The 12,392-nt window shown below is 63.6% G+C and carries 11 protein-coding genes; 3 read left to right on the top strand and 8 right to left on the bottom strand.

Going from position 1 to position 12,392, the window contains the following annotated elements; genetic code table 11:
• The first annotated feature begins 333 nt into the window (after positions 1-333).
• A complete protein-coding gene (locus QQL76_RS09470) occupies positions 334-1,095 on the top strand; it encodes an SDR family NAD(P)-dependent oxidoreductase (RefSeq protein WP_499207411.1) in 762 nt (253 codons plus the stop codon).
• Positions 1,096-1,368: 273 nt separating this feature from the next.
• Positions 1,369-2,760 (top strand): NAD-dependent succinate-semialdehyde dehydrogenase, encoded by a 1,392-nt coding sequence (locus tag QQL76_RS09465; protein WP_499207410.1) that lies wholly within the window; start codon positions 1,369-1,371, stop codon positions 2,758-2,760.
• Positions 2,761-2,841: 81 nt separating this feature from the next.
• On the opposite strand, the gene QQL76_RS09460 is transcribed toward QQL76_RS09465, so the two are convergent.
• Genes QQL76_RS09460 through QQL76_RS09425 form a run of 8 tightly spaced genes read right to left on the bottom strand, consistent with a single transcriptional unit; the run spans position 2,842 to position 11,323 of the window.
• On the bottom strand, positions 2,842-3,699 hold the full coding sequence (locus tag QQL76_RS09460; protein ID WP_499207409.1) for an intradiol ring-cleavage dioxygenase: 858 nt from the start codon (positions 3,697-3,699) through the stop codon (positions 2,842-2,844).
• Positions 3,700-3,704: 5 nt separating this feature from the next.
• Complete coding sequence (locus QQL76_RS09455; RefSeq protein ID WP_499207408.1) at positions 3,705-5,489, bottom strand: FAD-dependent oxidoreductase; 1,785 nt, start codon at positions 5,487-5,489, stop codon at positions 3,705-3,707.
• Positions 5,490-5,491: 2 nt separating this feature from the next.
• A complete protein-coding gene (locus QQL76_RS09450; protein ID WP_499207407.1) occupies positions 5,492-6,580 on the bottom strand; it encodes a branched-chain amino acid ABC transporter permease in 1,089 nt (362 codons plus the stop codon).
• A gap of 10 nt (positions 6,581-6,590) precedes the next feature.
• Entirely contained in the window at positions 6,591-7,454 is an 864-nt protein-coding gene (locus QQL76_RS09445; RefSeq protein ID WP_499207406.1) for a branched-chain amino acid ABC transporter permease, read from the bottom strand.
• Complete coding sequence (locus tag QQL76_RS09440) at positions 7,451-8,161, bottom strand: ABC transporter ATP-binding protein (protein WP_499207405.1); 711 nt, start codon at positions 8,159-8,161, stop codon at positions 7,451-7,453. The genes QQL76_RS09445 and QQL76_RS09440 overlap by 4 nt, the downstream gene beginning before the upstream one ends.
• Positions 8,161-8,880: an ABC transporter ATP-binding protein gene (locus QQL76_RS09435; protein ID WP_499207404.1), complete on the bottom strand. Its 720-nt coding sequence runs from the start codon at positions 8,878-8,880 to the stop codon at positions 8,161-8,163. The genes QQL76_RS09440 and QQL76_RS09435 overlap by 1 nt, the downstream gene beginning before the upstream one ends.
• A 53-nt stretch (positions 8,881-8,933) precedes the next feature.
• Positions 8,934-10,208, bottom strand: coding sequence for an ABC transporter substrate-binding protein (locus QQL76_RS09430; protein WP_499207403.1), 1,275 nt, complete (start codon positions 10,206-10,208; stop codon positions 8,934-8,936).
• A 44-nt stretch (positions 10,209-10,252) separates the two neighbouring features.
• Positions 10,253-11,323, bottom strand: a complete 1,071-nt coding sequence (locus QQL76_RS09425) for a maleylacetate reductase (RefSeq protein ID WP_499207402.1) — start codon at positions 11,321-11,323, stop codon at positions 10,253-10,255.
• Between the two features lie 103 nt (positions 11,324-11,426).
• On the opposite strand from QQL76_RS09425, the gene QQL76_RS09420 reads away from it, so the two are divergent.
• Complete coding sequence (locus tag QQL76_RS09420) at positions 11,427-12,377, top strand: LysR family transcriptional regulator (RefSeq protein ID WP_499207401.1); 951 nt, start codon at positions 11,427-11,429, stop codon at positions 12,375-12,377.
• Positions 12,378-12,392 lie beyond the last annotated feature (15 nt).

Below are 12,392 nucleotides of genomic sequence, written 5' to 3'. Positions count from 1 at the left end.
CCAGCACTGGTGCTGCGGGCGGCGTCGCCATCGTCATGATACGAAAGATTTGGCGCGAAATTGAGCATCCTTGCTCTGCGCCTAATATTCAGCTTCTCGCAACATCGTGATCTTGTCAAGCAACCCTTGGGTAAGATTTGCAACGAAAATGCGCGCCAGGCGACACTTGCTTCCAAGAGCGATTTCGCGGACATTACCCGGATCGCGGGTGCAACTTGCATCTGCCATCGGCCCAATGCTGTGCCGTCCGCACCAGAGCCCGCGCCTCGCGTCGGCGCTCTTGATGCTGTAACCGAACCATCAAAATCAGAACATTTTCAGAGGGAGATCATCATGGATCTGGGCTTGAAGGGACTGCGCGCCATCGTCACCGGCGGCACCAAGGGCATTGGCAGGGCAATCGCCGAAACACTGGCAGCCGAAGGTGCCGATGTCGCAATCTGCGCGCGCAGTGCCGGCGACATCGATCCGACGGTTCAGGCGTTGAAGGCCAAGGGCGTTCGCGCGACCGGATCGGCTGTCGATGTGTCCGACGGCCCCGCGCTGCGGGATTTCGTCGCCTCCGTCGCCTCAGAGTTCGGCGGCATCGATATCGTCATCGCCAATGTGAGCGCGCTCTCTATCGGGCCGGATGAGGAAAGCTGGCGCAAGTCGTTCGAGACGGACATGCTCGGCACAGTCAATCTTGTCGATGCGGCAATGCCGTATCTCGAGCAGAGCGGCAAGGCATCCATCGTCACGATTTCCAGTGTCTCGGGCCGCGAGATCGACTTTGCCGCCGGCCCCTATGGCACGATGAAAGCGGCGATCATCCATTATACGCAGGGGCTCGCCTATCAGCTTGCCGGCAAGATGATCCGTGCCAATTCGGTATCGCCTGGCAACACCTATTTCGAAGGCGGTATCTGGCAGCAGATCGAGACCGGCAATCCCGAGTTGTTCAAGACCGCGCTCGGCCTGAACCCGACAGGTCGGATGGCGACGGCGCAGGAAATCGCGAACGGCACCGTGTTCCTCGCCAGCCCCGCCGCGAGCTTCATCACCGGAACCAATCTGGTTATCGATGGGGCACTGACACGCGGCGTCCAGTTCTGAGCCCGCGGCTCGCGGCGAACTGACTTCAACGAAATTCGCCTTTCTGAGGCCTACGAGACGGCGCGTTCGTGCAGAGCGCGACGCTTCTCGTTGTTGAGGCTCCCTACCCCCCCCGTAGCACCGCCTCAATTCGTGTACCCCCGCACACGCGCAAAAGTGGTGGGCGAGCTTTGCTGGAACTGTTTGCAGCCCCGTCGTGTTGCCCCTCCACCCCGATAGGAAGGATGGCCGGCCAGCGTTCAATCGCTGGCTGGCCGACACGATGGAGACTTCATGAACGACCGCACGATCAAGACCGTCAACCCTCTCACCGGACAGCAGATCGACAGCTACACCTACATGACGGATCAGGAGATGATTTCGGCGCTGGAGGCTTGCCACGCAGCGTTTGACGAATGGCGCCTGCGGCCGTTGGATGAACGCGCCAAGATCATCTCGGCTATTGCCGATCGACTTGAGCAATCGACCGATGCGCTCGCTCAACTGATGACCGACGAAACGGGCAAGCTTCTGAAAGACAGCCGCAACGAGGTGGCGCTTTGCGCTGCGATCTGCCGCTGGACGGCCAAGAAGGGTCCGGAAGCGCTGGCAGACGAAGAACGCGCGCTCAACGATGGCCGCCGCGGCGTGGTCAACTACAGCCCGATCGGCGTCATCTACGGAATTCAGCCCTGGAACTTTCCGGCCTACCAAGTCGTGCGGTATGCGATCGCAAACCTCATGGCCGGCAATGGCGTGCTGCTCAAGCATGCCGAAATCTGCACCGGCTCAGGCCTGATGCTGCGCGACATTTTCGAGGAAGCCGGCCTGCCCAAGGGGCTCTTCACCGTCATGATCATCGACCATGACCAGTCCAATACCTTGATCGAACACAAGCTGGTTCGGGGCGTGACACTGACCGGCAGCGAGAAGGCCGGACGCGCGGTCGCCGAAAAGGCCGGCAGTGAGCTGAAGAAGACCGTGCTGGAGCTCGGCTCGAACGATGCCTATGTGGTTCTTTCCGATGCCGATCTCGAACTCGCCGTAGAGACCTGCGTTCAGGGCCGCATCTACAACAACGGCCAGACCTGCGTGAACGCCAAGCGCTTCGTCGTCGTCGATGCAATCCACGATGCTTTCGTCGAACGTTACGTCGAGAAGATGAAGGACATTGATCTCGGCGACCCGAATGAAAAGGCGACGGGTCTCGGGCCAATGTCTCGCGAAGATTTGCGCGACGAGCTTCACGAACAGGTCAGGAAGAGCGTCGACAATGGCGCGCGCTGTCTCACCGGCGGCGAAGTGCCCGAGCGTGACGGCTTCTTCTATCCCGCGACGGTTCTCGTCGATGTCGCGCCCGGCCAGCCCGCCTATGACGATGAGCTATTCGGCCCGGTTGCTTCGATCATTCGCGCTAAGGATGATGAGGACGCGATGCGGATCGCCAATGACAGCCGTTATGGACTCGGCGGCGGCATCTTCTCCAAGGATGAGGCTCGTGCACTTGACCTCGCCCGCGATCACTTCGACACGGGCATGGTGTTCATCAACAACTTCAACGTCGCGACGCCGGAGATGCCCTTCGGTGGCGTCAAGGCATCCGGCTATGGCCGTGAGCACGGCGGCTTTGGCATGAAGGAATTCGTGAACATCAAGGCGATCACGCTGCCCGCGAAAGCAGCCTGATACGATTACCCAAAGCTCGGGGCCGGCGATTGAGCCGGCCTCGCCTGGTCCCCTGCCCTAGCCAATCCGTGCCGCAAAGGCTCAGGCTTGCCTCTCCATCACGAAATCGAAGGTCGAACGCCAGTCGGTGTCGCCCGGCACGCCGTTCTCGATGGCTGAAATGAGTGATGCCTTGACGCCGAAGACGGCGTCCGACGTCAGCCATTCGTCCCCATCGACAAAGGTGTGGGTCACGATCGTCTCGTATCCGGGCGCAGTCACGATGAAGTGCATGTGGGCCGGCCGGTTGGGGTGGCGGCCAAGTGCCTTCAGCATCTGGCCGACTGGTCCGTCGTCGGGGATCGGATAGGAGACTGGGCGAATGCCGCGAAAGCTGTATGTGCCTTCCGCACCCGTCACGAAGATGCCGCGGTTGTTCCACTTTGGCTGGATATCGGGCTGCTGGACGTCATAATAGCCCTCGGCATTGTCAGACCAGACATCGATGGTTGCACCTTCGATGGGATTGCCATCGAGATCGACGACTCTGCCTTCGAACAGGCAGGTCTCGCCCTTGCCGTCCAGACAGATATTGGCGCCCATGTCATAGCGCGGCGCATCGGGAACATGGAACGGGCCAAGCACTGTGTTTTCCGTCGCGCCCGACGGGCGACGGTGGTTGATCGCGTCGACCAGCATGGAGACGCCCAGCACGTCGCTCAGCAGGATGAATTCCTGCCGGTTGCCGTCGCACATCTGTCCGGTCCGCGTCAGGAAGTCGATCGCTGCCGCCCATTCGCCTTGCGTCAATTCCACGTCCTTGGCAAAGGCGTGGAGGTGCTTGACGAGCGAGGTCATCATGGTCGCCAGGCGTGGATCGATGTCCGCAGCCATGCGGGTGTTGACGACCTCGACCGAACGGGCTTCGGTGAAATAGTCGATACCGGTCTCTTTGCTCATCGAAGTCACTCCGCTGCCTGGCGCACCGCGATGCTGTTTCGATCGAGGATGGTCGACAGCACCCGCGTCAGTTCGCCGGCCGGATCGGCGACCATCTCCTCGGCCCGCCAGGCGACGTGGTGGTCTGGCCGCACGAGCACGCAGCCACTGTCGCCCACTTCGCGGGCACGCGCCCACTCGCCTTCATGGTCGACGAAAGCCCGGCGCGGGCCGATGACGACTGTCGCGATGTCGATGCCGAGCGCCTTGCCGGCCTTGGCCGCCGCTGCAGCCCAGCCTTCGCCGGAAATGCCGGTGAGGATCGTGAAGCGGCCCTTTCCGGTCAGATCGAGCGTCGAGTGCTTGCGGCCGGCCTGGTCGTAGATCCAGCAATGCGGGATGCGGGCACCCGGCCAAGTGGTCGGCTGATAATGAAGTTCGGAGTCGAGCTCGAAGGCCGGCTCCATCTGGCCTTCCGTCACCGCTGCGCTCGATTTGTAGCGCTGGTTCATCTCCACGCCGTGCGCATCGAACTCGTACTTCTTGAAGGCGATCGCCTGGCGGATCGCTTCGCGCTGCCGCTCGGCTTGAGGTGTCGCGTCGCAGCGCGCATCCATCGAGGCCTGGATCTTCTCCACATCCGTACCGCCGGTCATGCCGAGCGCCTCGAAGATCGGGCCGAACTCGCCGATCGACTGGTTGGCGCGGGTCACGATCTGCTTGGCGATCGGCGCGCGTTCGACGGAGAAGGTCTCGAGCAGGCCGGGGCCGGCTTGGCCCTTGACCACGGCGGCGAGCTTCCAGGCGAGATTAAACCCGTCCTGGATCGACGTGTTGGAGCCGAGCCCGTTCGACGGAGGATGGCGGTGGGCGGCATCGCCCATGATGAAGACGCGGCCCTTCTGCATGTGGGTCGCGTACATGTTGTTCACGGTCCAGGTATTGGCTGAGATAAGCTCGATCTCGAGTTCCGGATCGCCGACAAGCTGGCGCGCGACGCCGGTTGCGAACGCGTCATCGACGACGGGCGCCGGCTGGCTGATGTCATAACCCCAGACGATCAGCCATTCGTTCCACGGCCGCACCATGCGCACGAGGCCCATGCCGATGCCGCCGACATCGGCGCCCGGCTGCATGACCCAGTAGAGCACCGACGGGCGATGCGCGACATACCGCGAAAGATCTGCGCGGAAGAGGATGTTCATCGATCCGCCGACGCCCATCTGGCCCTCGAAGGGCAGGCCGGCATGTTCGGCGACACGCGAATTGCCGCCATCTGCGCCGACGAGATATTTCGAGCGGATGGTGATTTCCTTGCCCGTCAGCCGGTCGAGGCAGGTGGTCGTCACGCCGTCTGCATCCTGCTCGTGGCGCAGATATTCCGTCGACATGCGCGGCTGGGTGCCGCGCGAACAAGCCGTCTTGAAGAGAATCGGCTCCATGTAGGTCTGCGGCAGGTCGTTCATCATACAGGGCGAGGAGAGCTGATGTTCGGCGCGCGAGAGCGGGTGGTTGCCCCAGCTCTTCATGCGACCGATCTCCTCGCCGGCGAGGCTTTCGCAGAAGATGTTCTCGCCCATCAGCTCCTGTTCCGTGCAGTGCAGATAGGCTTCCGCCTCGACCTCACGGCCGAGATCGCGCAGCACTTCCATCGTGCGCTGGTTGGTGATGTGGGCGCGCGGTGTGTTGGCGAGCCAGCGATAGCGGTTCACCACCATGTTCTCCACGCCGTAGGTCGAGAGCAGCGCCGCGGTCGCCGAGCCGGCCGGGCCGGTTCCGATGACGAGCACGTCGGTCTTGATGTCAGCCATGTCTATTCCTCCCTGGAGGCGGATTGTTGCTTGAATGCGTCGCCGACGACGAGGCGCCGGCGGATGGGAAAGAGCTGCAAGCCGGTGCGATCGCTGATCAGGCCCCATATGCCGCGGGGCGCAAACAGCATCACGACGATGCCGATCGTGCCGAGCGCGATCAGGTACCAGGTGCCGTACTGGGCCAGCATCGACTGGAGCAGAAAGAAGACGATGACGCCGATGATCGGCCCCTCGATCGTGCCGATGCCACCGATGACGACGATGAAGATGACGTAGGCCGTCCAGTCGTTGACCGAAAAGGCGGCGTCCGGCGAGATGCGCGCCTTCTGCAGGTAGATCAGCGCGCCGGTGAGGCCCGTGCCAAAGGCGGCTGCCAGGAACACGAACCATTTGATGGGCGCGGCATCGACACCGACGGAGCGCGCCGCTTCGGAATTGTCGCGGATGGCTGCGAGCGCGAGGCCGCGCTTGGTGCGGAGCAGCCAGTAGATGCCACCGATGGCGGCAACGGCCAGTGCCAGCGCCAGCCAGTAGGCGAGGATGTCGCGCGCTGCGGGGTCGCGCACGTCGAAGAGCGTCGCGATCGCGCCGACAAACGGAATGGCGTCCGTTGCCTCGCGCGGCAGCGACGTGCCTGTGCCGCCTCCGACCGCGCGCCACTGTGCGACCGAGAGACGGACGACTTCGGCCAGCACCCAGGTGCCGATGGCGAAGTAAGCCCCGTTCAGGCGGAAGGCGAAGAAAGCAAACGGCACGGCTAGCACGAGCGCGGCCACGCCGCCGATGAGGATCGCCGTCAGCGGATCGACAGCGCCGAGGATGACGGAGCCGAACAGCGCATAGGCGCCAATGCCGACGAAGGCCTGCTGCCCGATCGAGACAAGCCCGCCATAGCCGGCAAGCAGGTTCCAGAACTGCGCCAGCGTGAGCATGGTCAGGATGAAGAAGAGCTCCTGGACGAGACGCCGAGACGCGAAGGCGGGAAGCACGATGGCGACCGCAATGATGAGGACAGCGACCACCAAGGCGATGGTGGATGCGCGGGTGCGGGTCTCGACTGTATAGGCCCGGATTGCGTGCATGGTCATGGCGCGGCCCTCAGTCCACCGCCCGCGGGAAGAGCCCGCGCGGCTTGACGAGCAGCACCAGCAGGAAGGCGACGTGGCCTGCCAGGATCTGCCATTCCGGATTGATCGCCGCGCCTACCGTCTGCGCGACGCCGATGATGACGCCGCCCGCCAGCGTGCCCCAGAGCGAGCCGAGCCCGCCGATGATGACGGCCTCGAAGGCATAGATCAGCCGCGCCGGGCCAATCGACGGATCGAAATTCGCCCGCATGCCGAGGTAGAGCGCGGCGATCGTGACGATCATCAGCGCGATGCCGGTGGCCTGCGCGAAGATGCGCGAGGGGCGGATGCCCATGAGGCTGGCCGTCGTCGCGTCGTCCGAGGTGGCGCGGAAGGCGCGGCCGAGCGCGGTACGATAGAAGATCTGGTTGAGGACGACGATCACCAGGACCGCCGAGGCGAAGGTCAGGAGCGGCATCACGCCGATGTTGAGGCCTGCGACCTGCAGCGAGGCGGTGCCGATGTCGCCCGGCGGCAGCCGGCGCGTGTCGGCCGAGAAAGCCTCCTGCATCGTGTTCTGGAGCACGACCGAGATGCCGAAGGTGACGAGCAGCGGCGGCAGGATGTCCTCGCCGAGCACGCGGTTCAGCACCACGCGCTGCAGCACATAGCCGCTCGCGAACATCAGCGGCAGTGCGATCGTGACTGCCAGAAAGGGCGAGATGCCGAGCACCGAGACGATGACGAGAATGAGATAAGCGGCGAGCACGATCAGGTCGCCATGGGCGAGATTGACCAGCCGCATGATGCCGAAAACAAGGCTGAGGCCGGCAGCGAAGAGCGCATAAAGTCCGCCCAGCAGTACGCCCTGCACGATGGTGTCGAGCCAGTTCATGCGTGCTGCACCCCGAAATAGGCGGCGTGGATCGCCTCGCGCGTCAGCTCCTCGGGGCGGCCGGACAACGTCACCCGGCCTTCCATCATGCAATAGACGCGGTCGGCCACTTTCAGCGCCTGGCCGATATCCTGCTCGACGACGATCATCGAGGCACCGCTTTCACGGATGAGCGGCACGGCCTTGTAGATGTCCTTGATGACGACGGGCGCGAGCCCGAGCGAGATTTCGTCGCACAGCAGCACATCCGGGTTGGCCATCAGCGCGCGGCCGATCGCGACCATCTGCTGCTGGCCGCCCGAAAGCGCCGTGCCGGCATTGCGGCGGCGCTCGGCGAGGATCGGGAAGAGCGCGTAGATGCGTTCCAGCGTCCAGTAGCCGGAACCCTTGCGCACCTGGCCGCCGATCAAGAGATTTTCCTCCACGGTCAGCGACGGAAAGAGCCGCCTGCCCTCCGGCACCATGGAGATGCCGCGCTTCATCACTTCGTCGGCCGGCAGCGCGCCGATCTCCTCGCCGCGCAGGCGCACGGAAGCCGGTGCGTTGCGCAGGACGCCGGAGATGGAGCGCATCAGCGTCGTCTTGCCGGCACCGTTGGCCCCGATGATGGCGACGCACTCGCCCTCCCCCAGTTCGATATCGACGCCGAAAAGCGCCTGGAACTGGCCATAACGGGCGGTGAGACCGTGGGTGGAGAGCAGCGCCATCAGACCTCGATCCCCAGATAGATTTCGCGCACTTCGGCCGAGGCCATGATCGCCTCCGGCTTGCCGATGCCGATGACCTTGCCGAAATGCAGGACCAGCAGGCGCTCCACGACCGAGTTCAGCGCATGAAGCACGTGCTCGATCCAGATGATGGTGACGCCCCCGGCGTGGATCGCCTTGATCGTCTTGACGAGCTCGCCACACTCGCCCTCGGTCAGGCCGCCAGCGATCTCGTCAAGGAGCAGAAGCTTCGGATCGGTCGCGAGCGCGCGGGCGAGTTCCAGGCGCTTGCGCTCCAGAAGAGAGAGCGCGCCCGCGACGGTATTTGCCTTGGCGAGCAGCCCCGTCTTGCGCAGCACTTCGGCACAATCCTGAGCGACATCGGCCTCCGACCGGTTACGGCCGAAGGCGCCGGCGACGAGCAGGTTTTCGAACACCGTCAGCTTGGAAAAGGGCTGGGGGATCTGGAAGGAGCGGCCCATGCCGGCGATGCAGCGGCGCATGGCCGGCGTCTTCGTCACGTCTTCGCCCAGGAAGCGGATCGTGCCGCTCTCGGGCGCGATGTTGCCGGCAATCAGGTTGAAGAGCGTGGACTTGCCCGCGCCATTCGGCCCGATGATGCCCAAGGCTTCGCCCTCGGCGACGTCGAAGGTGACGCCGTCGGCAACGGTGAGCGCGCCGAAGCTTCGATTGACCCTGTCGAGCGAGATGAGTGCCATGATGCCTTTCCGGCCTGATGCCCGGACGCACGATGCGTCCGGGCGTCTGCAATTCAGCCGATCGCTTCCATCGTGCCGGCGGTCGGAATGTCGGTCTGGCCGGTGTTGTCGACGATCACGAGGTCGTAGCCACCGCCATCGCGCAGGCGCCACTGGCCACCGACGAGCGGCGTCTTCGATACGTTCGCCTGGGCAAAGGGTGGCAGGCCCGCGCCATCGAAGGCGATACGGCCGACGATCGTCTGCAGGTCGGATGCGGCGATGGCTTCGGCTACCGCATCGCGATCGGTGACATCGCTCGTCCGGCCCATCGCGTCGACGGCAAGTTCCAAGAGCGCATGGACGAAGCCGATCGGCTGGGTCCACTGGCGGCTGGTTGCTTCCGTATAGGCGGCCGCGACCTCGCCTGCGGACAGGCCGTTTAGCGAGGACTTGAACGGATGGTTCGGCGACCACCAGACTTCCGACGACAGATTGTGCCCGGCATCGCCCAGCGCCTCGACAGCCTGCGGGAAGAGGATCGCCTTGCCGATCGACGCTGCCTTCGGGTTGAAGCCCTGCTGGCGCGCCTGCGTCCAGAAGGTCGTGAAATCGGGAGGGATCGGCACGCCGGTGACGATCTCGACATTGCCCTGCCGGAACGCGTTGATCTGCGCCGAGAAATCGTCCGTCAAATTCTGGTAGCGGCCCGGATCGATGAGGGTGAAGCCCTGACTTGCCAGCACCGGCGGAAAGCCGTTCTGCGCATCGCCCCAGGCGTTCCCGTCACCGTCGTTCGGGAACAGACCGCCGACGGTCTTGTTGGTCTCGAGCTGGTTCCACATGGCCGTGAAAACGGAAATGACGTCTTCCAAACCCCAGAAGAAGTGGAAGCCGTAGTCGAAAGGCCGCCAGCTGTCCGGCGCACCAGGGTTGCCCTGCTGGCCGATGAACCAGGGCTGCCACGGCGCAACCGTGGAGATGACCGGAATGCCTTCGGCCTCGGCGGTCGTCGTCACCGGGTTTGTCGTTTCCGGCGTGGAGGCGACCAGCATCAGGTCGACCTCGTCGGAGATGATCAGTTCCTGGGCAACTTCCGCCGCGCGGTTCGGGTTCGACTGCGAGTCGCGCACGATGATCTCGAAATCAGCGGCGGCTGCGCTTTCGGCGAAGTTCGCGAGGATGAAATTGTCAGCCTCGGCAAAGGCTGCGAGTGGCCCGGTCTGCGGGCTCACATAGCCGAGCTTGATGCGCGCTCCCTGCGCAATCGCGGGCATGGGAAAGCTGCTTGCAGCGGCAACAAGGCTGGTCGTGGCCGAGGCCTTCAACAATGTGCGACGCGTAATCATGGTTTTGGTTCTCCTCCCAAAAATGACTTGCCAAAGATGTTCGGTCAGAAAGCTGGCGGGTCTCCTGCCCAGGCAGCCTCCAGCAATTTCAAGATCTCGTCGCGGCTGACGGGCTGCGGGTTCCAGTAGGGCTTGGCCGCAGCGAGATCAGCGGCACGTCCAAGATCTGCCTCCTTCATGCCAATCTCGCGCAGGCCAAGCGGCGCATCCAGCGATTTGGCAAAATCATAGAGCGCCTGCCCCGGTCTATCGTCGCCGAAGATGCGCGACACGGGTTCAAGCTCGCGACCTGCGGCGCGCGCGTTGAAGCCAATCGCGTGGGCCAGCACGACGGCGTGCGTTTCGGCGTGCGGGAGATCGAACGAACCGCCAAGCGTGTGGCAAAGCTTGTGATGCAGCGCCATGCCGACCTGGCCGAGCACGGTGCCGCAGAGCCAGGCGCCGTAAAGCGTCGCCCCGCGCGCTTCGAGATCGTGCGGGTTGCGCATGACGTCGGGCAGCGACGCCGCGAAGGCTTCGAGCCCTTCGATCGCCATCAGCGTCGAGACCGGGTTGCGGTTTTGCGCATAGAGACCTTCGACAGCATGGGCCATCGCATTCAGCGCGCTCGTCACCGTCATCGCAACAGGCAGGCTGCGCACCAGCTCGGCATCGTAAAGCACGACTTCAGGCCGCACCTTGGGATCGGTGATCGTGGTCTTTTCGCCCTTCTCCGTCTGGCCCAGGATCGACGTGACCTCGGAACCGGCATAGGTGGTGGGGATCACGATCTGCGGCAGGTCGGTGCGCAGTGCGATGGCCTTGCCGAGCCCGGTCGTCGAGCCGCCGCCGATCGCCACGATGCAATCGGCGCGCACTTCACGTGCGTGCTGCACGGCTTCTTCGGTGATCGCGACCGGGGTGTGCATCGCTGCCTTCGTGAAGACGCCAACGGCCGCATCCCCAATTTCCTGCGCCATTTCCATGGCAGCATCCGCCTGCGGCGGCGTCGAGAGCACCAGTGCGCGCGAGCAGCCGAGCCTTGCGATCTCTTCCCCCGCGCAGCGGCGCACCCCCGGCGCAAAACGCACGCGGACGGCTTGGGCATCGAAAGCAAACTCTGGCTGGAAGTGCATCTGATCCTCCTGCGCCGGTCCTCCAACCAGCACATGAGCGGACACTAGCTTAAACTACATACCAGCTTGATCAGTTTGCCGGGACATAACATAACTCATTGCTATGAAGCTTGACCCTCGACATCTTGAGATCATCGCTGCCATTGTCGACCAAGGTGGCCTCACCGAGGGCGCAACGGCGCTTGGGCGCACTCAACCAAGCGTCTCGCGCACCGTTGCGATGCTGGAGCAGCGCATTGGTGCACCGCTCTTCGAAAAGGGACGCCGGCCGCTCGTGCCGACTGAACTCTGCCAGGCACTCGCCGTCGAGGGCCGCAAGATCGGTGGTGCGGGCAAGACCGCATCCGCCATCGTCGGAACCTACAAGGCTGGGCACCGCGGCATTGTGCGCATCGGAGGAACGCCCGTCTTCATGGATGGAGTGGTGTCATCGATCATCGCAGAGTTCCAGCGCGCTTCCCCACAGGTGCGGATCGAGCAATCCTATGCCTATGCGGCCGAGCTGATGTCCCAACTCGATGCCGGCACGTTGGATCTCGCCGTCTGTCCACTGAACCCCGCCGCGATTCCTGCCGGATTTTCATTCCAGCCGGTTTTGCCGGGCCGCAATGTCATCGCCTGCGGCATCAACCATCCGCTGTTGATGAAGCGGCCGTTGCGCCTGACCGACATTGCGCCCTATGCGTGGATCGCCCCGCCCGCGTCGAGCCCGCTTTACCAGGACATGCGCCATGTGCTGGGCGAGATCGGCGTCACGGATTTCAAGATTTCATTTTCAGGCGGATCATTGGCGTCGATCACCAACATCCTCTCGCAGTCGGACGTTCTAACCGTCCTGCCTTATTCCGTGGTGTTCATGGCGCGTCGGCAAAAAATGCTTGCTGCGCTGTCTGTGCGGATCGGACATCCCGAACGCAGCCTTGGGATACTGACCAAACGCGATATGGAGGTGCGGCCAGCCATTCGGCGCTTCAAGCGTTTCGTCGAAAGCGAGTTTCGAAACCTCGCCCAGCTGATCATGCAGCAGGAGCAGAATTCGCTCTGGCGAAGTTGACGGTCCGAGCTTCAG

Origin of the sequence: Rhizobium albus (assembly GCA_030160035.1) — a bacterium.
Taxonomy (GTDB): Bacteria; Pseudomonadota; Alphaproteobacteria; order Rhizobiales; family Rhizobiaceae; genus Georhizobium; species Georhizobium albus.
The sequence above is the reverse complement of the archived record's forward strand: the minus strand, read 5'-3'. Positions and strand labels throughout refer to the sequence as shown.

Bases quoted from the DNA above. Each gene is read 5' to 3' on its own strand.
- QQL76_RS09470 (WP_499207411.1), top strand. From the start codon at position 334: ATGGATCTGGGCTTGAAGGGACTGCGCGCCATCGTCACCGGCGGCACC.
- QQL76_RS09420 (WP_499207401.1), top strand. From the start codon at position 11,427: ATGAAGCTTGACCCTCGACATCTTGAGATCATCGCTGCCATTGTCGAC.
- QQL76_RS09465 (WP_499207410.1), top strand. From the start codon at position 1,369: ATGAACGACCGCACGATCAAGACCGTCAACCCTCTCACCGGACAGCAG.
- QQL76_RS09430 (WP_499207403.1), bottom strand. From the start codon at position 10,208: ATGATTACGCGTCGCACATTGTTGAAGGCCTCGGCCACGACCAGCCTT.
- QQL76_RS09450 (WP_499207407.1), bottom strand. From the start codon at position 6,580: ATGACCATGCACGCAATCCGGGCCTATACAGTCGAGACCCGCACCCGC.
- QQL76_RS09440 (WP_499207405.1), bottom strand. From the start codon at position 8,161: ATGGCGCTGCTCTCCACCCACGGTCTCACCGCCCGTTATGGCCAGTTC.
- QQL76_RS09435 (WP_499207404.1), bottom strand. From the start codon at position 8,880: ATGGCACTCATCTCGCTCGACAGGGTCAATCGAAGCTTCGGCGCGCTC.
- QQL76_RS09425 (WP_499207402.1), bottom strand. From the start codon at position 11,323: ATGCACTTCCAGCCAGAGTTTGCTTTCGATGCCCAAGCCGTCCGCGTG.
- QQL76_RS09455 (WP_499207408.1), bottom strand. From the start codon at position 5,489: ATGGCTGACATCAAGACCGACGTGCTCGTCATCGGAACCGGCCCGGCC.
- QQL76_RS09445 (WP_499207406.1), bottom strand. From the start codon at position 7,454: ATGAACTGGCTCGACACCATCGTGCAGGGCGTACTGCTGGGCGGACTT.
- QQL76_RS09460 (WP_499207409.1), bottom strand. From the start codon at position 3,699: ATGAGCAAAGAGACCGGTATCGACTATTTCACCGAAGCCCGTTCGGTC.